General features: G+C 67.3%; 24 protein-coding genes. 3 read left to right on the forward strand and 21 right to left on the reverse strand.

Annotated elements, in window-relative coordinates:
• Nucleotides 1-2: 2 nt before the first annotated feature.
• Nucleotides 3-566, forward strand: a complete 564-nt coding sequence (locus ABW16_RS04245) for a DUF4190 domain-containing protein (RefSeq protein ID WP_047317894.1) — start codon at nt 3-5, stop codon at nt 564-566.
• On the opposite strand, the gene ABW16_RS04250 is transcribed toward ABW16_RS04245, so the two are convergent.
• From ABW16_RS04250 to ABW16_RS04290, 9 genes are all read right to left on the reverse strand, one after another.
• Nucleotides 563-1,441 carry an acyl-CoA thioesterase II gene (locus ABW16_RS04250; RefSeq protein ID WP_047317895.1) on the reverse strand — a complete coding sequence of 293 codons (879 nt, stop codon included), beginning with the start codon at nt 1,439-1,441 and terminating at the stop codon, nt 563-565. The two genes, ABW16_RS04245 and ABW16_RS04250, sit on opposite strands and share 4 nt — an antisense overlap.
• Nucleotides 1,441-2,859 carry a pyruvate kinase gene (gene pyk, locus ABW16_RS04255; RefSeq protein ID WP_047317896.1) on the reverse strand — a complete coding sequence of 473 codons (1,419 nt, stop codon included), beginning with the start codon at nt 2,857-2,859 and terminating at the stop codon, nt 1,441-1,443. Before pyk ends, ABW16_RS04250 begins: the two co-directional genes overlap by 1 nt.
• A gap of 91 nt (nt 2,860-2,950) precedes the next feature.
• Complete coding sequence (locus ABW16_RS04260) at nt 2,951-3,346, reverse strand: NINE protein (protein WP_047317897.1); 396 nt, start codon at nt 3,344-3,346, stop codon at nt 2,951-2,953.
• Nucleotides 3,347-3,391: 45 nt separating this feature from the next.
• Nucleotides 3,392-4,825 (reverse strand): prolipoprotein diacylglyceryl transferase, encoded by a 1,434-nt coding sequence (lgt, locus tag ABW16_RS04265; RefSeq protein WP_047317898.1) that lies wholly within the window; start codon nt 4,823-4,825, stop codon nt 3,392-3,394.
• Nucleotides 4,822-5,628, reverse strand: a complete 807-nt coding sequence (gene trpA, locus ABW16_RS04270; RefSeq protein ID WP_047317899.1) for a tryptophan synthase subunit alpha — start codon at nt 5,626-5,628, stop codon at nt 4,822-4,824. The genes lgt and trpA overlap by 4 nt, the downstream gene beginning before the upstream one ends.
• Nucleotides 5,625-6,893 (reverse strand): tryptophan synthase subunit beta, encoded by a 1,269-nt coding sequence (trpB, locus tag ABW16_RS04275; protein WP_047317900.1) that lies wholly within the window; start codon nt 6,891-6,893, stop codon nt 5,625-5,627. The genes trpA and trpB overlap by 4 nt, the downstream gene beginning before the upstream one ends.
• Complete coding sequence (gene trpC / locus ABW16_RS04280) at nt 6,894-7,712, reverse strand: indole-3-glycerol phosphate synthase TrpC (RefSeq protein WP_046286467.1); 819 nt, start codon at nt 7,710-7,712, stop codon at nt 6,894-6,896.
• Nucleotides 7,713-7,795: 83 nt separating this feature from the next.
• A complete protein-coding gene (locus tag ABW16_RS04285; RefSeq protein ID WP_047317901.1) occupies nt 7,796-8,467 on the reverse strand; it encodes a TIGR02234 family membrane protein in 672 nt (223 codons plus the stop codon).
• Nucleotides 8,460-10,001 carry an anthranilate synthase component I gene (locus ABW16_RS04290; protein WP_047317902.1) on the reverse strand — a complete coding sequence of 514 codons (1,542 nt, stop codon included), beginning with the start codon at nt 9,999-10,001 and terminating at the stop codon, nt 8,460-8,462. The genes ABW16_RS04285 and ABW16_RS04290 overlap by 8 nt, the downstream gene beginning before the upstream one ends.
• Before the next feature lie 77 nt (nt 10,002-10,078).
• On the opposite strand from ABW16_RS04290, the gene ABW16_RS04295 reads away from it, so the two are divergent.
• Nucleotides 10,079-10,543 (forward strand): peroxiredoxin, encoded by a 465-nt coding sequence (locus ABW16_RS04295; RefSeq protein ID WP_047318109.1) that lies wholly within the window; start codon nt 10,079-10,081, stop codon nt 10,541-10,543.
• Nucleotides 10,544-10,568: 25 nt separating this feature from the next.
• Here ABW16_RS04295 and ABW16_RS04300 read toward each other — a convergent pair whose 3' ends face one another.
• The 12 genes from ABW16_RS04300 to hisD all read right to left on the reverse strand — a co-directional run bounded on the left by ABW16_RS04300 (nt 10,569) and on the right by hisD (nt 21,272).
• Nucleotides 10,569-11,402: a class I SAM-dependent methyltransferase gene (locus tag ABW16_RS04300; RefSeq protein ID WP_047317903.1), complete on the reverse strand. Its 834-nt coding sequence runs from the start codon at nt 11,400-11,402 to the stop codon at nt 10,569-10,571.
• Nucleotides 11,403-11,490: 88 nt separating this feature from the next.
• Nucleotides 11,491-12,534, reverse strand: coding sequence for a coiled-coil domain-containing protein (locus ABW16_RS04305; protein WP_047317904.1), 1,044 nt, complete (start codon nt 12,532-12,534; stop codon nt 11,491-11,493).
• Between the two features lie 269 nt (nt 12,535-12,803).
• Nucleotides 12,804-13,778 carry a coiled-coil domain-containing protein gene (locus ABW16_RS04310; protein WP_233424700.1) on the reverse strand — a complete coding sequence of 325 codons (975 nt, stop codon included), beginning with the start codon at nt 13,776-13,778 and terminating at the stop codon, nt 12,804-12,806.
• A 178-nt stretch (nt 13,779-13,956) separates the two neighbouring features.
• Complete coding sequence (locus ABW16_RS04315) at nt 13,957-14,736, reverse strand: hypothetical protein (protein ID WP_047317906.1); 780 nt, start codon at nt 14,734-14,736, stop codon at nt 13,957-13,959.
• A gap of 36 nt (nt 14,737-14,772) precedes the next feature.
• Nucleotides 14,773-15,123: a phosphoribosyl-AMP cyclohydrolase gene (gene hisI / locus ABW16_RS04320; RefSeq protein ID WP_047318110.1), complete on the reverse strand. Its 351-nt coding sequence runs from the start codon at nt 15,121-15,123 to the stop codon at nt 14,773-14,775.
• 5 nt (nt 15,124-15,128) lie between these two features.
• Nucleotides 15,129-15,914, reverse strand: a complete 786-nt coding sequence (hisF, locus tag ABW16_RS04325; RefSeq protein WP_047318111.1) for an imidazole glycerol phosphate synthase subunit HisF — start codon at nt 15,912-15,914, stop codon at nt 15,129-15,131.
• Between the two features lie 61 nt (nt 15,915-15,975).
• Entirely contained in the window at nt 15,976-16,791 is an 816-nt protein-coding gene (locus tag ABW16_RS04330) for an inositol monophosphatase family protein (RefSeq protein ID WP_047317907.1), read from the reverse strand.
• A gap of 6 nt (nt 16,792-16,797) precedes the next feature.
• The gene (gene priA, locus ABW16_RS04335) at nt 16,798-17,550 is read right to left on the reverse strand and encodes a bifunctional 1-(5-phosphoribosyl)-5-((5-phosphoribosylamino)methylideneamino)imidazole-4-carboxamide isomerase/phosphoribosylanthranilate isomerase PriA (protein ID WP_109519478.1); all 753 of its coding nucleotides are present in this window, start codon (nt 17,548-17,550) and stop codon (nt 16,798-16,800) included.
• 8 nt (nt 17,551-17,558) lie between these two features.
• Nucleotides 17,559-18,182, reverse strand: a complete 624-nt coding sequence (gene hisH / locus ABW16_RS04340; protein WP_047317908.1) for an imidazole glycerol phosphate synthase subunit HisH — start codon at nt 18,180-18,182, stop codon at nt 17,559-17,561.
• The gene (gene hisB / locus ABW16_RS04345; protein WP_047317909.1) at nt 18,179-18,787 is read right to left on the reverse strand and encodes an imidazoleglycerol-phosphate dehydratase HisB; all 609 of its coding nucleotides are present in this window, start codon (nt 18,785-18,787) and stop codon (nt 18,179-18,181) included. Before hisB ends, hisH begins: the two co-directional genes overlap by 4 nt.
• Nucleotides 18,784-19,929 (reverse strand): histidinol-phosphate transaminase, encoded by a 1,146-nt coding sequence (locus ABW16_RS04350; RefSeq protein ID WP_047317910.1) that lies wholly within the window; start codon nt 19,927-19,929, stop codon nt 18,784-18,786. Before ABW16_RS04350 ends, hisB begins: the two co-directional genes overlap by 4 nt.
• Nucleotides 19,926-21,272, reverse strand: a complete 1,347-nt coding sequence (hisD, locus tag ABW16_RS04355) for a histidinol dehydrogenase (protein ID WP_047317911.1) — start codon at nt 21,270-21,272, stop codon at nt 19,926-19,928. Before hisD ends, ABW16_RS04350 begins: the two co-directional genes overlap by 4 nt.
• 82 nt (nt 21,273-21,354) lie before the next feature.
• Between hisD and ABW16_RS04360 the strand changes: the two genes are divergently transcribed.
• Nucleotides 21,355-21,747 (forward strand): nitroreductase family deazaflavin-dependent oxidoreductase, encoded by a 393-nt coding sequence (locus ABW16_RS04360; protein WP_047317912.1) that lies wholly within the window; start codon nt 21,355-21,357, stop codon nt 21,745-21,747.
• The last annotated feature ends 2 nt before the right edge of the window (nt 21,748-21,749 follow it).

Consider the following 21,749-nt stretch of genomic DNA (forward strand, 5'->3'; position numbering starts at 1 on the left):
CAATGCCCGAGTCCGGCATGCCCTCGCTGTCGCCCGAGTCTCAGCCGTCCTGGCCGTCGCCCGGCGGTAGCTACCCTCCGCCGGGCTATCCGTACCCGTATCCGGCGCCCGGGCAATACCCCGGCTATCCCCCGCCCGGGGCGGCTCCGATACTCAAGAACGGTGCGGGCATCGCGGCCCTGATCGTGGCGATCGCCGGCATTGTGACCGCGCTGTCGGTGGTCGGTGGCGTCGGACTGGGCCTGGCGGCCATCGTGCTCGGATTCATCGGGCGCGGCCGAGCCAAGCGGGGGGAAGCCGACAACGGCGGCGTCGCACTCGCCGGGATCGTCTTGGGCGCGCTTGCGGTGATCGCCGGTATTGGCTGCATCTTTGTCTATGTCGGAATCTGGCGGACCGCTGGCGGCGGCGACTACGTGGCGTGCATGACGAAGGCCGGCTCGGACACCGACGCCCAGCAGCAGTGCACCGAACGATTCCGTGAGCACTTCGAGAACACCTTCGGCAGCGGTGCCGACGCCCCGATGGTGCAGGAGGAATCGGACACCGCGCTGATGCCGGCCTAGCGCTTGGAGCTGGGGAAGTACTTCAGCACGCCTTCCTGTGTGACGGTGGCCAGCAGTTGCCCGGATCGGTCGAAGAAGTGTCCGGTGCCCAATCCGCGGGAGTCCGTTGCCACCGGTGACGACGTCGCATACAGCACCCAGTCGTCGAACCGTACCGGCCGGTGAAACCACACCGTGTGGTTGGCGCTGGCCGCGAAGATCCGGTCGAAGCCCCACGACAACCCGTGGGTGGTGATGATCGAATCGAGCACCGTGGTGTCCGACGAATAGACCATCATCGCGGTGTGCAGCAGCTGGTCCTCGGGGATCACTCCGTCGGCCTTGACCCAAACCCGATTGTGGCCGAGCTGTCCGCCCTTATCGCGCATCACCCAGGCCGGGTCGTTGGTATAGCGCCACTCGATCGGGTGGGGCGCCTTCACGAAACCCGGGACGACTTCCTCGTAGCCACTGAGTAGTTCGCGCAGCCTGGGCAGCGTCTCCGGCTCGGCGACCGCGGGCGCCTCCACGCTGTGCTCGAGTCCGCTCCCCCCGGAGAGGTAGGAAACCATTGAGGTGGCGATCAAAGTGTCGCCCTGCATCGCGTCGACGCGGCGATTGGCGAACCGGCGTTCGTCGCGTAGCCGGTGCACCCGGAATTCGATGTCGCGGGCCGGATCACCACCATTGATGAAATGGACCGACAGCGCACCGGGCGGCAGGTGCTCGGCCACTGTGCGGCTGGCCGCGACGAACGACTGTGCCATCAATTGACCGCCGAAGGTGCGCAACGGTGTCTTGCTCGGGTGCGATCCGACGAAGACGTCGTCGTCGACACCCGTGAGATCCAGTACGGCCAGCAGCTCCTCGAGATCCGTGTTCGGCTCGGACGACACTAGATGTCGTCCTCCCCGATCCGGTGCACGTGAATCATGTTGGTCGAGCCCTCGGTTCCCGGCGGCGCGCCTGCGACGATGACCATCAGATCACCGCGCTCGTAGCGACCCAGATCCAGCAGGGCCTTGTCCACCTGGCGGATCATGCCGTCGGTCGTGTGTGCCTGCGGGACGATGAATGTCTCGGTGCCCCAGGTCATCGCCAACTGGCTGCGGATCTCGGGCAGCGCGGTGAACGCCAACAGCGGCAGCGGAGTGTGCAGGCGGGCCAGCCGGCGCACGGTGTCCCCCGACTGGGTGAACGCCACCAGCGCCTTGGCGTCCAGGCGCTCGCCGATCTCCCGCGCGGCAAACGAGATGACGCCGCGCTTGGTACGCGGAATGTGCGTCAACGGCGGTGCCGCAGTGGAGTTCTGCTCCACCGCACAGATGATCCGGCTCATGGTCCGCACGGCGTCGAGGGCGTGTTTGCCCACCGCGGTCTCCCCGGACAGCATCACCGCGTCGGCGCCGTCGAGCACTGCGTTGGCCACGTCGGAGGCCTCGGCCCGGGTGGGCCGGAAGTTTTCGATCATCGACTCCAGCATCTGGGTCGCCACGATCACCGGGCGCGCGTTCTCGCGTGCCACTTGGATGACGCGCTTCTGCACCAGCGGCACCTCTTCGAGTGCCAGCTCCACGCCCAGGTCACCTCGGGCCACCATGACCGCGTCGAAGGCCAGGACCACAGCCTCGAGATTCTCGATGGCTTCCGGCTTCTCCATTTTGGCGATCACCGGAACGCGGCGGCCGACCCGGTCCATCACCTCGTGCACCAGTTCCACGTCCGACGGTGAGCGCACGAACGACAGCGCCACGATGTCGACGCCGAGCTTCAGCGCGAACTCCAGGTCGTCGATGTCCTTCTCCGACAGCGCCGGCGCGGAGACGTTCATGCCCGGCAGCGACATGCCCTTGTGGTTGCTGACGGGACCACCCTCGGTGACCGTGCAGACCACGTCGTTGCCGTCGATGTGCTCCACGACCAGCCCGACCTTGCCGTCGTCGACCAGCACCCGGTCGCCCGGGGCGGCATCGGCAGCCAGCTGCTTGTAGGTGGTCGACACCCGGTCGTGGTCGCCGGGGCAGTCCTCGACGGTGATACGCACCGTTTCGCCGTTCGCCCAGTAGGTGGGGCCGTCGGCGAAACGCCCCAATCGGATCTTGGGGCCTTGAAGGTCGGCGAGCACACCGACTGCTCGCCCGGTGGCGTCCGAGGCGCTGCGCACCCACTCGTAGGACGCCTGGTGGTCTTCGTGAGCACCGTGGCTGAAGTTCAGGCGGGCCACGTCCATGCCCGCGTCGACCAATGCCCGGACCATCTCCGCGGAGTGGGTCGCAGGACCAAGAGTGCAGACGATCTTTCCGCGTCTATTCACGGCGCCAGCATAGTCGGGCCGGCTGAGCTGCCTTCCTCAGGAATGGTTGCCGCAAGCGAAAAACCGTGTGACGCACGGGTGCGGCGGCCGATCAGGTGACGTCGCGCAGCGGTCGACCCTGCTTGTCGTGCACCCGCCCGGTCAGCATCAGGATCGCGTCGACGACACCCCAGACGAACGGCACGACGATCCCAAGCCCGTATGTGGTGATGGTGGCCAACACACCGATCGACAGCTGCACCAAGCCCAGGCCGGTCTGCCCCAGGTACATGCGACCGAACCCGAGAAAACCGAAGAACCCCAACAGCTGTAGCAGCGCGGCGGTGACTTTCGACTTCGGCGAGTAGGGCTGCCCAGTCCTCGGATGACGGCCGTAGGGCGCCCAGATGTCCGGGTAGCCCGGATAAAAGCCCGGATAGCCCGGCGGTGGCGGGTAGGGCTGTCCCCCGCCCTGCGGGCCCGCGGGGGGCCACGACGGAACGGTCATGTCTGCAGCATGCCAGAAATGTCAGATAGGGCGCGTGGCCCGCGATCAGCGCTGGTCAGCGTCGTCCGAGGCGTCCGAGTCGGTTGACTCATCGGCCTCTCCCGATTCGGCTTCGGCTTCGTCTGATTCGGCTTCGACCGCTTCGGGCTCGTCGGCGACGTCGTCAACGGGCTCGTCAACGGGCTCGTCGGGGTGTTCGCCGTCTTCTGAGGCGTCGGCGTCCGGTTCGGGTTCAGCCGCTTCGTCTTCGTCGGCATCCCCAGCCGCTTCCGGCTCGGCCTCTGCGGCGTCCGCCTGGACTACCTCGGCCTCCTCGGCGTCGCCGGTGTCCTCAGTGGGGGTTTCCTCGTCGGCTTCGGTGTCCCCGTCGACGTCCGACTCGGCGGGCGCCGCTTCCAGCTCTTCCTCTTCGGAAGTCTCGGATTCGTCGTCGGTCTCGTTCTCTGCCGATTCGGCTTCGCCGGTAAGCCTTTTCGGCACCCGAACCACGGACCCGACACCGTTGGCGACGCCTGCGGCCACCAACTCCTTCTCGTCGGGCTCCTCGCGCGGCTCCGCTTCGGGCTCTGCCGATTCGGCAGCGTCAGGCTCGGCGGTGTCCTCGGGTTGCCATGCCCGACGGATGGCTTCGGGATCTTCCCGCCCCTTGGCCGCGAGCAGGATGTACACCACCGCACCGATGAAGACGAACGTCGAGGTGAACGAGTTGACCCGGATGCCGGCGATATGGGTGGCCGCGTCGTCACGGAGCAACTCGATACCGAACCGGCCGATGCAGTAGCCGGCGACGTAGAGCGCGAACAACCGTCCGTGCCCCATGCGGAACCGTCGGTCGGCATAGATCAACACGAGGAACACCACGAGGTTCCACAACAACTCGTACAAGAACGTGGGCTGAACGATCTTGTACAGCTCCCCGGTCGACACGCCGTCGAGCAGGTGTGGATCGCGGACCCCGGCGGCGTCTTCTCGCCAGAAGATCTCCAGGCCCCACGGCAGCGTCGTCTCCCTGCCGTAGAGCTCCTGATTGAAGTAGTTCCCGATGCGCCCGATCGCCTGGGCCAACACAATCCCTGGCGCGACCGCGTCGCCGAACGCCGGCAGGGAGATCCCACGGCGGCGGCAGCCGATCCACGCTCCGACTCCACCGAGTGCCACCGCACCCCAGATCCCCAGACCGCCGTCCCAGATCCGCGGCGTCGCTTCCCATCCGACGCCGCCCTCGCCGAAGTAGGTCCGCCAGTCGGTCATCAGGTGATACAGCCGACCACCGATCAGGCCGAACGGCACCGCCCACAGCGCGATGTCATAGATGACACCCGGCTCTCCGCCACGGGCCCGCCACCGCCGATCACCGAGCAGCAGGGCGACGACGATGCCGATGATGATGCACAGCGCGTAGGCCCGGATCGGCACCGGTCCGAGGTGCCAGACCCCTCGCGCAGGACTGGGAAAGTAGGTGAGCCAATCCAACGTCATCGCGTTGAAACCTTTTGACGTACACCGGAAGCAAGCTCTTGCGTCAACGACCGCAGCTCATCCAGGCCATCGGTGAGCGCGGTGACAAGCGCGGAACCCACGATGACACCGTCGGTATAGGCACCGATTTCGGCGGCCTGTGCGCCCGAGCGCACGCCCAGTCCCACCCCGACGGGGATGTCGGAGACTTCGCGCACCCTGGCCACCAGTTCCGGCGCCGCGTTCGACACCGTGTTTCGGGCGCCGGTGACGCCCATCGTGGAAGCGGCGTAGACGAATCCGCGGGTCGCTTTGACGGTTTCGGACAGTCGCTGCGGCGTCGAGGAAGGGGCCACCAGGAAGATCCGATCCAGCGCGTGCTGCTCGGATGCGGCCATCCAGTCGTCGGCTTCGTCGACGATCAGGTCGGGGGTGATCAGACCCAGTCCGCCGGCTGACGCCAGGTCGCGGGCGAACGCGTCGACGCCGTAGCGCAGCACGGGATTCCAGTAGGTCATCACCACGGCGCGTCCACCGGCGCCTGCGATCGCCTCGACCGCGGTCAGTGTGTCGCGCACCCGCACCCCGCCCTGCAGGGCGGTCTCGGTGGCGCGTGCGATGGTCGGGCCGTCCATTCCCGGATCGGAATAGGGCACGCCGACTTCGATGAGGTCACAACCGGATTCGACCAGGGCAGTCAGCGCGGCGATAGAGCCCGGCACGTCCGGGTAGCCGGTCGGCAGATAACCGATCAGCGCAGCGCGGCCCTCGGCACGGCACGCCGCGAACAGCGGGGCCAGCCGGTCGCCGGCGTGGTCGGTCACGACGCGTCTCCTGCCTCGTCGAACAGACCGAACCACTTGGCCGCGGTCTCCACGTCTTTGTCGCCGCGACCCGACACGTTGACCACGATGACCTTGCCGGGTCCCAGCTCGGTCGCCAGCTTGAGTGCTCCGGCCACCGCGTGCGCCGATTCGATCGCCGGAATGATTCCCTCGGTGCGGCAAAGGATTCCGAAGGCATCCATCGCCTCGGTGTCGGTGATCGGCCGGTATTCCGCGCGCCCGGTCTCACGCAGCCAGGCGTGCTCCGGTCCCACACCCGGGTAGTCCAGACCGGCCGAGATCGAGTGCGACTCGATGGTCTGACCGTCGTCGTCTTGCAGCAGGTAGGAGAACGACCCCTGGAAAGCACCCGGGGAGCCACCGGCGAATGTCGCGGCGTGCCGGCCGGTGTCGACGCCGTCGCCGCCGGCCTCGAAACCGATCAGCCGCACCGCCGGATCGTCGAGGAACGCGTGGAAGATGCCGATGGCGTTCGATCCCCCGCCCACACACGCCACCACGGCGTCGGGCAGCCGGCCCGCCATCTGCTGAATCTGGACGCGCGTCTCCAGGCCGACGATCCGCTGGAAGTCGCGCACCATGGTCGGGAACGGGTGTGGACCGGCCGCGGTGCCGAAGCAGTAATAGGTGTGGTCGGCGTTGGTGACCCAGTCCCGGAAGGCTTCGTTGATGGCATCCTTGAGGGTCTGCGAACCGGATTCGACCGAGACCACCTCGGCGCCCAGCAGCCGCATCCGGGCCACGTTGAGGGCCTGACGGCGAGTGTCGACGGCGCCCATGTAGATCACGCATTCCAGGCCGAGCAGGGCGCACGCGGTCGCGGTGGCGACCCCGTGCTGGCCGGCGCCGGTCTCGGCGATCACCCGGGTTTTGCCCATGTGTCGCGCCAGCAGTGCCTGGCCGAGCACATTGTTGATCTTGTGGGAACCGGTGTGGTTCAGGTCCTCTCGCTTCAAGAAGATGCGGGCGCCGCCGGCGTGCGCGGTCAGGCGCTCGGCCTCATACAGTGGTGAGGGCCGGCCGGTGTAGTGCGTCTGCAAGTCGTCGAGGGTGTCGAGGAACTCACGGTCGTTGCGCACCTTGTCGTAGGCGGCGGTGACCTCTTCGATGACCGCCATCAGCGCTTCGGCGACGTAGCGGCCGCCGTAGACACCGAAGTGCCCGCGGGCATCCGGATCATGCGCGGTCGGCTCGGCCACTCCGGCGCTGGCACGCGGAAGGCTCGGGTGCGAAATGTCTGACATTTAGCGAGCCGATTTCGGGCAGGACGGATGCTTACCCGCACTGACCAAATCGGCAACGGCCGCTCGCGGGTCGCCACTGGTGACCAGTCCCTCGCCGACCAGGACGGCGTCCGCGCCGGCGCCGGCGTAGGCCAGCAGGTCGGCGGTGCCCCGCACCCCGGACTCGGCGATCTTGACCACCTCGGTGGGCAGTCCGGGCGCGATCCGCGCGAAGCAGTCGCGGTCGACCTCCAGGGTGGTCAGGTCACGCGCATTGACGCCGATCACCTTGGCGCCGGCGGTCAATGCACGGTCGGCCTCTTCTTCGGTGTGCACCTCGACCAGTGCGGTCATGCCGAGCGACTCGGTACGGTCCAGCATCGACTCCAGCGCCTGTTGTTCGAGCGCCGCCACGATCAGCAGCAGCATGTCCGCGCCGTGGGCGCGGGCCTCGTGAATCTGGTACGGCCGCACGATGAAGTCCTTGCGCAGCACCGGAACCGAGACCGCTGCGCGTACCGCGTCCAAGTCGGCCAGCGAGCCGTTGAAACGCCGCTGCTCGGTCAGCACGCTGATCGCGCGGGCCCCGCCGTCCGCGTAGGAGCTGGCCAGCTCTGCCGGGTCGGCGATGGGCGCCAGTTGGCCTTTCGACGGGCTCGCCCGCTTCACCTCAGCGATGACCGCGATGCCGGGCTCACGCAGCGCCGCCATCACATCCCGTGGCGGAGGCATGGCCTCGGCCGCCGCCTTGACTTCCGCCAAGGGGACGAGGGCCTCTCGCGCGGCAAGGTCGGCGCAGACTCCTTCGATGATGGAGTCGAGAACGGATGCCGAAGTCATGACTGCCGCTTCCTCTCCCGCGTCCGGTGGACCTTACGTCGAAGACCTTTATCGAAGGGTAACGACCGTCGCAGCCCGCGGTGTCACCGGCCCTCGACGTCGGGGCCGGGTGCTCGGTCATCGGGATCCCCGGTGGGGTCGCGCCCCTCGTCGAGCGCGTCCCACATCATGCGTTCCGACACCTGCGGGCCATCCGGGTCGGCGGGCTTGCCTGCCTCGAGATCACGCGCAGCCGCACGGCGCTCCGCAGGCGCCGAGTATCTGGTGACGCGGCCGGCGCTGTGTGCGGCGACCCGCATCAACAGCACCGCCGCGGCCAGCCCACCCAGGGCTGCCACCAGGCTCAACACGGCGCCGGTGAGACGGCGGTCAGTGCCCAGCAGCGAGGTCAGCGGAATCTCGGCGATGTCCAGGGCCCGCAGGGTGATGTCGCGGGCCACCCACATGCTGATGGCCAGATATCCGCACGCCAGACTGACCGCGGCCAGCACCACCGCCAGCACCCGCAGCTGCCATCCGCGCACCGCCATCGCGGCGACCGCGGCAGCCAGGCACAGCAGCGCCAGCGGCAGCAGCGCTGTCGACCAGGAAGCTCCGGTGACGGTGATCTGCTTGGGCTGCCCGAGTCCGTCGAACGAGCGGATCAGCACCCACGGCAGCCGTGCGGCGCCCCAGAGCCCACCGGCGGCTGCCACCAGCAGCAGTTGTGCCCCGCGTAGCGCACGGGTGTCGTTGCGTTCGCGGCCGTCAGCCATCGGTCCCGGGCGCCGCCAGGGTCTCGGCGGCGGCGATTGCGGCCAGCACTGCCCGGGCCTTGTTGGATGCCTCGGTGTATTCGTAGGGGCCGTTGGAGTCGGCCACCACTCCGCCACCCGCCTGTACGTAGGCGGTCCCGTCACGCATCAGCGCCGTGCGGATCGCGATCGCGAAGTCGGCATTGCCGGCGAAGTCCAGATAACCGACGACGCCGCCGTAGAGGCCACGCCGGGTCTTTTCGACCTCCTCGATCAGTTCCATCGCGCGCACCTTGGGCGCCCCGGACAAGGTGCCCGCAGGGAAGCACGCCGTCACCGCGTCCAGCGCCGTGCGATCCTCAGCGAGCTCTCCGGCGACGGTGGACACCAGGTGCATGACGTGGCTGTAGCGCTCGATGTGGCTGTAGTCGGACACCCGCACCGTGCCCGGAACACATACCCGCCCTAGGTCGTTACGGCCCAGATCGACCAGCATCAGGTGTTCGGCGAGTTCCTTCTCGTCGTGCAAAAGATCTTTGGCCAGTAGCTGGTCTTCGTCCTCGGTAGCCCCGCGCCACCGGGTTCCGGCGATCGGGTGGGTGGTCGCGCGGCCGTCCTGCACGGTCACCAGCGCCTCGGGGCTGGAACCCACGATCGAAAAGGCCAGTCCCCCGTCGTCGTCGGGTACTTGCAGCAGGTACATGTACGGGCTCGGATTGGACACCCGCAGCATCCGGTAGACATCGAGAGGGTCTGCCGGCGTCGTCATCTCGAAACGCTGCGAGGGAACCACCTGAAACGCCTCGCCCGCCTCGATCTCGCCGACCAGCCGCTCGACGATCGCCCCGTACTCCTCGGGGGTGCGCTGGCCGCGGTAGACCGGTTCGGGTCGGTCGAAGGTGGCGACGCTGGACTCCAGCGGCTGACTCAGCGCCGCGGCCATCACATCGAGGCGGGCGATCGCGTCGTCGTAGGCCTCATCGACGTGCTCGTCGGTGCCGTTCCAGTTGACCGCGTTGGCGATCAGGGTGATGGTGCCCTCGTGGTGGTCGACGGCGGCCATGTCGGTGGCCAGCAGCAGCAGTATGTCGGGCAGTTGCAGGTCGTCGACAGCCAGCTGGGGCAGCCGCTCCAGACGGCGCACCAGGTCGTAGGTGAAGAAGCCCACCAGGCCGCTCGACAGCGGTGGCAGCCCGGGAATGGCGGCCGTCTCCAGCAGCGTCAACGTCTGGCGCAGCGCCTGCAACGGGTCCCCGCCGGTGGGTGCGCCCTGCGGTGCAGCGCCCAGCCACACCGCTTCGCCGTCGCGCACGGTCAGCGCCGAGGTGGTGCCCGCCCCGATGAACGACCACCGCGACCACGACCGGCCGTTTTCGGCCGACTCCAGCAGGAAGGTGCCGGGCCGGTTGGCCGCCAGCTTGCGGTATGCCGACAGCGGCGTTTCGGCGTCGGCCAGCACCTTGCGGGTCACCGGGACCACCCGGTGCTCAGCCGCCAGCGCCCGGAAGTCTGCCCGGGACGTGACGCCGGCGCTAGAAGTGCTCGTGGTTTGCACGCGGCCATCTTCCCAGACCCGAGCGCGCCCACCACTATCGCCGCCGCCGCGGTCGCACCCGGAGTAGCGTGACCGCCATGAAAACCGGTGACACCGTGGCCGACTTCGAGCTCCCCGACCAGACCGGGGCGCCGCGCAAACTCAGCGACCTGCTGGCCGACGGGCCGGTGGTGCTGTTCTTCTACCCAGCCGCGATGACGCCGGGGTGCACCAAGGAGGCCTGTCACTTCCGCGACCTGGCTGGCGAGTTCGCCGCCGTCGGGGCCACCCGGGTCGGCATCAGCGCCGATGCGGTGGCCAAGCAGGCCAAATTCGCCGATCAGCAGGGCTTCGACTATCCCCTGCTGTCCGACACCGAGGGCACGGTGGCCAGCCAGTTCGGGGTCAAGCGCGGCCTGCTGGGCAAGCTGATCCCGGTGAAGCGGACCACGTTCGTCATCGACACCGACCGCACCGTATTGGACGTGATCGCCAGCGAGTTCTCGATGGACACCCACGCCGACAAGGCGCTGGAGGTGTTGCGGGCGCGGTCATCGGCCTAAGCGCCTCGCTTTTCGGGCGGAGCGGTCAGGCGGGCTTGTGGAACGTGTAAACGCGGTACTGAAGAAGGCCGAGCTTGGACAACCACTTCATCCATCGGGTACCGACGATCATTGTCTTCCGGGTATGCGCTGACTCTTGAGCGCGCAAGTATTTGAGCAGGAATGGGTACGTAGGCATGGTGTGCTTGCGGATGTTGCGCTTGGTTTCCAGTTGCAGTCCCGCACGTGAGCCCATGCTCTTGTAGGAGCGAAGGGAGACATTCCCGAGCGTTCCGTAGGATTTCGCGATCCGGGCGCGGATCGCCATCCAGATCGGCGTCTTGCCGAACACCATCATGATCGGCACAAAGTCGGAAACCGCCAGGTAGCCACCCGGTTTCAGCACCCGCGAAGCTTCCGTCAGGAAACGCGCGCGGGACGGAAAGTGGAAAATGCACTCGACAGCCAGGACGCGGTCGAAGGAGCTGTCCCCGAACGGCAACTGACAGGCGTCGGCTTCAACCCAGGAAATTGCGTTGCCGCGGGAAGGCTTGCTCTCAGCCTCGGCGATTGCGAGCTGGCGCTGGTCGATGTTCAGGCCCGTGAGATCCATGTCGGAATGCGTGGCGTTGATCTGGCGGATGGTTCCGCCGAATCCGCAGCCGACATCCAGCAACCTTTGTCCGTCGGCAACCTTTCCGGCCGCGAACAGCACGCCGTTCATCTGCTCCATGGCGGCGACGTAGTCGGTCAGGGTGCCGTCAGCGACCTTGGGGCTCTCCCAATAGCCCCAGTGCACCTGGTCTTCCCACAGTTGGCCGAATTTGCCACGGTTTGAGCGGTCATCAATCAGCAAGTCGAAGTAGGGCAGGTCAGGCATCCGCGGACGCTATCACGACTCGGCTTCGAGCACCGGAAATGATTAGCCTGGCGGTCGCCTACAGCCAGCAAGGAGTCATCGGACGCCCCTAGCCGGCGTCCTGCTCCGCTTCGGACGTTTCCGCCTCCTCAGCAGCGGGCGGGTCGGAAAGGTCGGCCAGTTTCGGGCTGTCGCCGACGGCGGTGTCGATCCAGTTTCTGATCTCGCTGAGGTGGGTGACGATTCCGGCCCGCTCGCGCTTCAGCAGATCCACTTCGGCCTGCGTGCGCTCGGTGAGCACCTTGGCTTCGCGCTTGGTGCTGGCGATCAATGAGGAGGCCTCCAGTCGGGCTTCCTTGTCGAGCTTGGCGATGTTGGCCTCGGCCTGCTCCCACGCCGTCTTCATCTTCTGGTCCAGGCGGTGCTGGGCCTCCCGACGGTTGCGTTCGTCCTCTTCCCAGGCCAGCTTGATCTGTTCGTCCAGGGATTCCTGGGCCGCGCGGCGGTTGCGCTCGTCCTCTTCGGCCAGGCGCTGGTACAGCTCGCGGCGGCTGCGTTCGGCCTCCTCGATTTCCTGGGCGATGCGGCTGCGCTCCTCGTGCGCGATGCGCAGGATCTGCTCGGCCTCCTGGGTGGCGGCTTCGAGGATCTTCGTCCGGCGGGCGTTGGTGGATGTCTGGAACTCGGCGAGCGCCTCACTGGCCGCGGCTCGGTCGTGTTTGGCCGCTTCCAACTGCTCACGCAGTTCCCCGGTCAGCGCTTCGGCATCCTGGCGGGCCAGTTCCTTGGTCCGCCGCGCCTCCTCGGAGGCGATGCGCATCATTCGCGCAATGCGGTCGGACATGCCCTCGACGGAGTCCACCGGTCCGGTGACCTGCTCGAACTGCGTTCGCAGTTGGGACAGCTCGGCGGTGAGGCGTTGGCGCTCCGATTCCGCTTCGGCGGTCATCCGCACGACGTCGTTCTGCAACCGGGTGACCTCGGCGGCGAGCTGTTCGCGGTCGAGGAGCGTTTGCGATTTGGTCGCTTCGAGGGATTTGTTGCGGTCCTGCAGGATATCGATTTCGTGGTGTAGACGCGCGATGTAATCGGAGACCTCGTTGCGATCGAAACCGCGCATCTGCGTTTCGAATTCGGGAATCTCTAGCGCCACCGGCGTACTCCTAAGCACCTGACAGTTTCGGTCTTCGGTTCGATGGGCAACCAGCGTTCAACCGAGTTGGCTTGTGCGCGAAGCCAAATGGGCATGCTCACTCAAAGTCACCGTGCGACGGAGCGTATCAGACCTGCCAGTCCATGTCACCGGTCTCACAGTGGGTAAACGTCCCCTTGATCGCGGACGGTTTTCGCGAAACAAGGACTCCTTTGCCGGTCGACCGGATACGCGGTTGGTTTCCGGCGTCGACAGCTGTATTCGCTCGTCTAGCCCGCGGCGTCGTCGCCGACGACGGTGTCGATCCAGTTCCTGATTTCATCGAGGTCGGCGACGATCCCGCCGCGTTCGCGCTCCAGCAGACTCACTTCCCGCTGGGCGCGTTCCCCGAGCAGTCCGGCCTCGCGCTCGGCGGTGGCGATCAGCACTGCAGCCTCCGAACGCGCCGCTTTGTCGAGCTCGTCGATGGTGGCCTCGGCCCGCTCCCGCGCCGCCTTGAGCTGCTGGTCCAGCCAGTGCTGCGATTCCCGGCGATTGCGTTCGTCCTCTTCCCAGGCCAGCTTGACCTGCTCGTCCAGGGCTTCCTGGGCCGCCAGGCGGGTTCGTTCATCCTCCTCGGCCAGGCGCCGGTACACCGCGCGCCGGCTACGTTCGGCGGCTTCGATCTCCTGAGCGATCCGGTCGCGTTCTTCGTGCGCCAGCCGGAGGATCTCGTCCGCCTCGGCGGTCGTCATTTCCAGGATTTTCGCCCGGCGAGCGTTGGCGGCGGCGTGCAACTCGGCCATCGCGTGGTTGGTGGCGTCCCGGTGATATTTGGCCGCCACCAACTGTTCGCGCAGTTCCTCGGTCAGCGATTCCGCCTCCCGCCGAGCCAAATCCTGGGTGCGCCGCGCCTCCTCGGAGGCGATACGCAGCATTCGCGCGATGCGGTCGGACATCCCGGCTACGGCGTCGACCGGCTCGGTGGCTTGCTCGAACTGCCCACGCAGCTGCGCCAATTCGGCAATCAGTTCGCGTCGTTTCGTATCGGTGTCGGCGGTCCTCCGCACGATGTCATTCTGCAGCCGCGTTACCTCGGCCACGAGTTGTTCGCAGTCAGACCCAGCCTGCGCCTTGACCGCATTCAGGGATTTCGCGTGCTCCTGCAGGATTTCAATTTCATGGTGGAGACGCGCAATGTAATCGGCAACCTCATTGCGATCGAAACCGCGTATCTGCGTTTCAAAAGCCGGAATATTCAGCATCACCGGATCGACTCCTCCTCACGGCGGGGCCTGCCCTTCGGCCCGACGATGCCAGGCATTCAACCAGGTAAAAATGCTAATAAAGGCGTGTCGGCCGTTGCGATCAAGCCGCCGCGCGACGAAGCGTAGCAGACGTGCGCAGAGGTGTCACCGAGGAACCTAATGGAGAAAAGCGGGCTCAGCGCGGGCGATTTTCGCGAAACCAGGTTCCTCTGGCTGACAATGCAGATTCCCGATCCGCCTGATGCGAAGTATTAACGTGAGTTTCGGGATTAACTTGCGTCGGCCGATGAGCTTGGGTGGTCGAGCGTTCTATCTGGTCGACGATTTTCGCGCGCGCATCGATGAGTTCGGCCAGGCGGCGTTGGGCGTCTGCGACGTGGCTGGTGATCGCCTGGTTCATTTCGGTCAATATCGCCGAGGCGTGACTCTCGGCCTCCTTCATGATTTCGGCCGCGCTCAGCACGGCCTGCCGCCGCAGGTGCGCGGCCTGCGCCCGCAGGTGTTTGTGCTGGGTTTCCAGCTCGGCCCGCAGCTCAGCCGCCTCGCGGCGCTGCGCCTCAGCGTCGGCGAGGACCGCCGCCGCCTCATTCTCGGCAGCGGCCCGCAATTCGTCGGCAAAGCGTTGCGCCTCCGCGCGAATATCGTCTGCTTCGGCAACCGCGCCGTTGAGGATTCCGGACAGTCGATCACTTAGATCGACAATGTCGCCCGGAATCGCTGAGGCCAATGCGTTGAACTTCGCAGAGGCGGATTCCAGGTTCGCTTGCGATTCACTGAGCTGGTTTGTCAGCGCGACTATCCGCGATCCATCGCGCGGCATATGCGCCTCGATGTCACTGACGGTGCCTTGCGCGTAGTGCGAATCGATCTGAAGCGACAGCCGCTCCAACTCCAAACCCCTGGAGCGCTGCTCGTGCTCCAACCGGTACCAGTCATCAGGCTCGTCGGAGTTCACAGTCCGCCAGCATACCGCTCCGCCGCTATCAGCGAATCAATCTGCGGGACCGAGCAACACGTCCGCATCGAAACAGCTGTGATCACCGGTATGACAGGCCCCGCCGGTCTGATCGACCGTCAGCAGCACCGTGTCACCGTCGCAGTCCAGCCGCACCGAATGCACATGCTGGGTGTGGCCAGAGGTCGCGCCCTTGATCCACTGTTCGTTTCGTGATCGCGAAAAATACGTCGCCTCACGGGTTGCCAGGGTGCGCGCCAAAGCGTCATCGTCCATCCAGGCGACCATGAGCACGTCGCCGCTGCCCCGCTCTTGAACCACTGCTGCGATCAGCCCCTCGGCGTTTCGCTTGAGCCGGGCCGCGATCGCCGGATCCAATCCGCTCATCGCACTCATCTCACTGTGATCCCCTCCGCCGCCATCGCCGCTTTGACCTGGCCGATGGTCAGTTCCCGGAAGTGAAACACGCTGGCCGCCAGAACCGCATCGGCACCCGCGGCGACCGCCGGGGCGAAATGCTCCGCCGCACCGGCTCCCCCACTGGCGATCACCGGTACGCTCACCGCGGCCCGGACCGCGCGCAGCATCGACAGGTCGAATCCGGCTTTGGTGCCGTCGGCATCCATCGAGTTCAGCAGGATCTCCCCGACGCCGAGCTCCACTCCGCGGACTGCCCATTCGACCGCATCGATACCGGTGCCCTGCCGGCCGCCGTGGGTGGTGACCTCCCATCCGGACGCGGTGGGCGGCGAACCGGCCGGGACGGTGCGGGCGTCCACCGACAGCACGATGCACTGGGAGCCGAATTGGCGGGACAACTCCGCCAACAGTTCCGGGCGGGCTATCGCGGCGGTGTTCACCGACACCTTGTCCGCGCCGGCCCGCAGCAACACGTCGACGTCGGCGACCGTGCGCACTCCGCCGCCGACGGTGAGCGGGATGAACACCTGATCGGCGGTGCGCGCGACGACTTCGAGCATGGTGGCCCGGCCCGACGACGACGCCGTCACGTCGAGGAAGGTCAGCTCGTCGGCACCCTCGGCGTCATAGGCCGCGGCCAGTTCGACCGGGTCGCCGGCATCGCGCAGGTTCGCGAAGTTGACGCCCTTGACGACCCGGCCGCCGTCGACGTCCAGACACGGAATGACCCGTACCGCCACATCACTGCGCTTATGCATCGGTCCCAGCTTCGCCTCTCCTGCGTCGAGCCTCGCTGAACCGCTGCGTTGTTGTTCCATGTCAGTAGTCCCCCGGTGCGCCGACTCGCTTGAGGATGTCGAGAATCTGATCGTGCGCCCCCGGCGCGGCGACCAGCGCCGAGTCCGACTGGGACGTCCACGGTGCGCCGGCCAGGTCGGTGACGACGCCGCCGGCCGCCCGCACCATGGCCACGCCCGCGGCGTGGTCCCAGATGTGGTCACCGAAGCTGATCGCACCACCGAGAGTTCCATCGGCGACGTAGGCCAGGTCGATTCCGGTGGCGCCGTGCATCCTGGTCCGCGAGGTCACGCGGGTAAGGCCTTCGAGCACCGCAAGCCGGTAGCGGCCGGGGAACCGGCCCCGCCACTCGACGTTGAAGGTGCCGATGCCGACCAACGAGTCGGCCAGGTCGACGGGTTTCAGTTGCGGCTGCGTCACCCCGTTGCGCATCAGCGGGCCGCCGGCGACCGCGGTGTAGCGCTGGTCGGCGAACGGCAGCCAGGTCAATCCCGCGACCGGCTCGCCGTCGCGCAGCAGCCCCAGCAGGATCGCGGACATCGGCGATCCCGCGGCGTAGTTGAAGGTCCCGTCGATGGGATCCAGCACCCACACCATCGGCGAATCGATCGGCGGCCCACCGAATTCCTCGCCGTGCACCCCGATTCCGGTGGCCGCCACCAACGCCTCGGTGATCTGGCGTTCCAAGGCGAGGTCGACCTCGGTGGCGAAGTCGTTGGCACCCTTGCGGACCGCGGAGTCGGCCCGGTGGCCGGCGAGGAAGGGCTCGGCGGCGACATCGAGGATCTCTGATGCCGCTGCGACCAGCGCATCCAGATCCGCGGTGTCCAGCGCCATGTCGGGCTACTCCTGCACCGTGGACAGCGCCTCGGGCAGAGTGAACCGGCCGGCGTAGAGGGCCTTGCCGACGATCGCGCCCTCCACGCCGCGGCCGACCAGCGTGGCGATCGCCCTCAGGTCTTCCAGACTCGACACTCCCCCAGACGCGATCACCGGAGCGTCTGTGCGGTCGGCGACTGCGCCGAGCAGCTCCAAGTTGGGTCCGCCCAGCGTGCCGTCCTTGGTCACATCGGTGACCACGTAGCGTGAACAGCCTTCGGCGTCAAGACGTTCCAGTACCGGCCAGAGATCACCGCCGTCGGTCTCCCAGCCGCGGCCCCGCAGCCGGTGGATGCCGTCGGGATGATCGGGGTCGATCTGCACGTCCAGCCCGACCGCGACCTTCTCACCGTGTTCAGCGATCGCACGCGCGCACCACTGTGGGTGTTCCAAGGCAGCCGTGCCCAGGTTCACCCTGGCGCAGCCGGTGGCCAGCGCCGCCGCCAGCGACTCGTCGTCGCGGATGCCGCCGGACAGTTCGACCTTCACGTCAAGGCGCCCAACGACATCGGCGAGCAGCTCGCGGTTCGACCCACGCCCGAACGCGGCGTCCAGGTCGACCAGGTGGATCCATTCCGCGCCGTCGCGCTGCCAACCCAGCGCGGCGTCCAGCGCCGAACCGTACTCGGTCTCGCTGCCGGCCTTGCCCTGCACCAGGCGCACCGCGCGCCCGTCGACCACGTCGACGGCCGGCAACAGAACCAGTGCCTTCTTCACAGCAGTACTCACAGTGCCTCCACCCAGTTGCTCAACAGTGTCGCCCCGGCATCCCCACTCTTTTCGGGGTGAAACTGGGTGGCGGCCAACGGCCCATCCTCGACAGCCGCCACGAACGGTACCTGATGGGTAGCCCAGGTCACCAAAGCCTCCGGACGGCCCTCCCAACGCTGTGCGGCATAGGAGTGCACGAAGTAGAACCGGGTGTCGGCGTCCAGTCCGGCGAACAGCGTGCTGCCGGGTGGGGCATCGACGACGTTCCAGCCCATGTGCGGGATCACCGGGGCGTCCAGTCGGGTGACCGCACCCGGCCACTGGCCGCAGCCGGCCGTGTCCACCCCGAACTCGACGCCATGCGCGAACAGGATCTGCATGCCGACGCACACTCCGAGCACCGGGCGGCCGGCCTGCACCCGTTCGGCGATGATCTTGTCGCCGTTGACCTTGCGCAGTCCGGCCATGCACGCCGCGTACGCCCCGACTCCCGGCACCAGCAGTCCGTCGGCGTCGGCGGCGGCGTCGGCATCGGCGGTCACCTCGACCTGAGCGCCGACCCGTTGCAGCGCTCGCTGGGCTGAGCGCAGGTTCCCAGAACCGTAGTCCAGGATCACCACCCTGGCAGAGCTGCTCACAGGGCGCCTTTGGTGGACGGCACGCCGGTCACGCGGGGATCGGGCTCCACTGCCTGGCGCAGCGCACGCGCGACGGCCTTGTACTGGGCCTCGGTGATGTGGTGCGGGTCACGCCCGTAGAGCACCCGCACGTGCAACGCGATGCGTGCGTTCGACGCCAGCGTCTCGAACACGTGCCGGTTGATCACGGTGTGATAGGGCGCCTGTGTCCCGGCAATCGTGGTGTGCATCAAGTGATCCGGTTCCCCGGTGTGCACGCAGTAGGGCCGGCCCGACACATCGACGGCAGCGTGGGCCAGGGTCTCGTCCATCGGGATGAACGCGTCGCCGAATCGGCGAATGCCCTTCTTGTCGCCGAGCGCCTCCCCCAGGGCCTGGCCGAGCACGATCGCGGTGTCCTCGACGGTGTGGTGGGCCTCGATCTCCACGTCGCCGCGGGCGCGCACGGTCAGATCGAAGCTGGCGTGGCTGCCCAGTGCGGTCAGCATGTGGTCGAAGAACGGCACACCGGTGTCGATGTCAACGATGCCGGTGCCGTCTAGGTCGAGTTCGACCGTGATGTCGGATTCGCGGGTGGCGCGTTCCACCCGGGCGCGGCGGGTCATGATGCTCCTAATCTTTGGGCCAGTTCGGTGGCCGCAAGTCGTTGGCTGGCCGCGAGCAACGCGTCGTTCTCCTCCGGCAATCCGGTGGTGGCTCGCAGATATCCGGGGATACCGACGTCGCGGATCAGGATGCCGGCGTCGAGGTAGCGCTGCCAGGTAGCCGGTGCGTCGGCGAACTGGCCGAACAGCACGAAGTTGGCGTCGCTGGGGATGACCCGAAACCCCATGGCGCTCAGCGCCGCACAGACGCGTTCCCGCTCCGCAATCAACTGTGCGACGCTGCCCAGGGTGTCGTCGGCGTGACGGAGCGCGGCCCGGGCGGCCGCCTGCGTCACCACCGACAGGTGATAGGGCAGGCGCACCAGCAGCATGGCGTCGATCACCGCGGGGGCGGCGATCAGGTAGCCGAGCCGGCCGCCGGCGAATGCGAACGCCTTGCTCATCGTGCGGCTGACGATCAGCTTCGCCGGGTAGTCGTCGATCAGCGCGATCGCGCTGGGCTGCGACGAGAATTCGCCGTAGGCCTCGTCGACGATCACGATCCCCGGCGCGGCATCGAGCAGGCCACGCAGATCCTCGAGCGAAATGCTCTGCCCGGAAGGGTTGTTCGGGGACGCGACGAACACCACGTCGGGGTGGTGCTCGGCGATGGCGGCGCAGGCCACACCGACGTCGAGCCCGAAGTCCGAGGTCCGGTTGGCGGCCAGCCACCGTGTCTGGGTGCCGTCGGAGATGATCGGGTGCATCGAATACGACGGAACGAATCCGATGGCGCTGCGGCCCGGACCGCCGAATGCCTGCAGCAACTGTTGCAGGATCTCATTGGAGCCGTTAGCCGCCCACACATTCTCCGGCCCCACCGCGACGCCGGTCTGAGTCGTCAGATAGGCGGCCAGGTCGGTCCGCAGCGCCACCGCATCGCGATCGGGATAGCGGTGCAGCTCGGCCGCGGCCTCTCGCACCGAACGTGCCACGTCGTCGATGAGAGCCGCGCTCGGCGGGTGCGGATTCTCGTTGGTGTTGAGCCGCACCGGAACCTCCAGTTGCGGTGCACCATAAGGCGACTTGCCGCGCAGGTCGTCGCGCAACGGCAGATCCGCCAGGGTGATCTCAGCGCCCGGCCGGGCCGGTGCGCCGCTCACTGCTCGAACCTCCGCCGCACCGCTTCGCCGTGTGCGGGAAGATCCTCGGCGGTGGCCAGCGCGATCACGTGCCCGCTGACGTCCTTGAGTGCGGCCTCGGTGTAGTCGACGACGTGGATGCCGCGCAGGAAGGTCTGCACCGACAGTCCACTGGAGTGCCGGGCACTGCCCGCGGTGGGCAGCACGTGGTTGGAGCCGGCGCAGTAGTCACCGAGGCTGACTGGCGCATACGGACCGACGAAAATCGCACCGGCCGAACGGATTCGGTTTGCCACGGCCGCGGGGTCGGCGGTCTGGATCTCCAGGTGCTCGGCGGCGTAGGCGTTCACCACGCGCACGCCGGCGTCCAGGTTGTCGACCAGCACGACCGCCGACTGCGGACCAGACAGTGCCGTGGTCACCCGCTCGCGGTGCACGGTGGTCTGCAGCTGCGCGGTCACCTCGCGGTCGGTGGCATCGGCCAACTCGGGGCTGGTGGTCACCAGCACACTGGCGGCCATTTCGTCGTGCTCGGCCTGACTGATCAGGTCCGCGGCCAGGTGCGCCGGATTCGCGGTGTTGTCGGCGAGGATGGCGATCTCAGTGGGCCCGGCTTCGGCGTCGATCCCCACCTGCGACCGGCACAACCGCTTGGCGGCGGTGACGTAGATGTTGCCCGGACCGGTGATGATGTCGACCGGCGCCAGCTCGCCCTGGTCGGTGTCGGTTCCGCCGTAGGCCAGCAACGCCACCGCCTGCGCGCCCCCGACCGCCCAGACCTCGTCGACGCCGAGCAGCCGGGCCGCGGCCAGGATCGTGGGGTGCGGCAGACCGCCAAAGGCGGCCTGGGGTGGGCTGGCGATCACCAGCGAGTCGACACCGGCGATCTGGGCCGGGACGACGTTCATCACCACGCTGGACGGGTAGACCGCGTTACCGCCCGGCACGTACAGGCCCACCCGCTCGACCGGAAGCCAGCGTTCGGTGACGGTGGCGCCCGGGACCAGCGTGGTGGTGGTGTCGGTGCGCCGCTGGTCGGAGTGGACCGCGCGGGCTCGGCTGATCGCCACCTCCAAGGCGGCGCGCACGGCCGGATCCAGCTCGGCCAAGGCGCGCTCCAGCGCCGTGCCCGGCACCCGGATGCTGGCCGGCCGGACCCGGTCGAACGATTCGCCGAACTCCAGTGCCGCCTGCGCTCCGCGTTCGGCGACCGCCTCGACGATCGGGCGCACCTGGGGCAGCACCGCCTCCACGTCCACGCCGCCGCGCGGCAGCACGGCGCGCAATCGGGTCCTGGAAAGGTCCGACTGTTTGGTGCCGCGCAGATCGATGCGTGCCATCAGGCCGGTGTTCACGTCGTCCATTGTCCCAGAGCAGCCCAACCGGTTTTCGCCGCGCGTCATTACAGTGGGATCACGCCTCATTGACTGATCGAATGGAGCCGCCATGGCACAGGACCAAGAGTTGCCGCGAGTGTTCCCGCGCTGGAGCGACAGGTTGCAGATCAAATACATGAATCCGGTGGTGAAACCGCTGTCCCGGTTTCTTCCCGGCATGTCGGTGATCACCCATCGGGGACGCAAGTCCGGAAAGCCCTACGAGACCGTGGTGACGACCTACCGCAAGGGCAACCAACTGTCGATCGCGCTGGGCCACGGCAAGACGGACTGGGCCAAGAATGTGCTGGCCGCCGGCGAAGCCGATGTCCGGCTGTTCCGCAGTGAACTGCACGTCACCAACCCACGCATCCTGCCGGCCGGCTCGGGTGACACGTCGCTGCCGTTGGCGGTGCGCCTGCAGAACCGCAAGGTCGCGGTGCTCGTCACCGATATCAGCTGAGA

This window comes from Mycolicibacter heraklionensis (assembly GCF_001021505.1).
Lineage (GTDB): Bacteria > Actinomycetota > Actinomycetes > Mycobacteriales > Mycobacteriaceae > Mycobacterium > Mycobacterium heraklionense.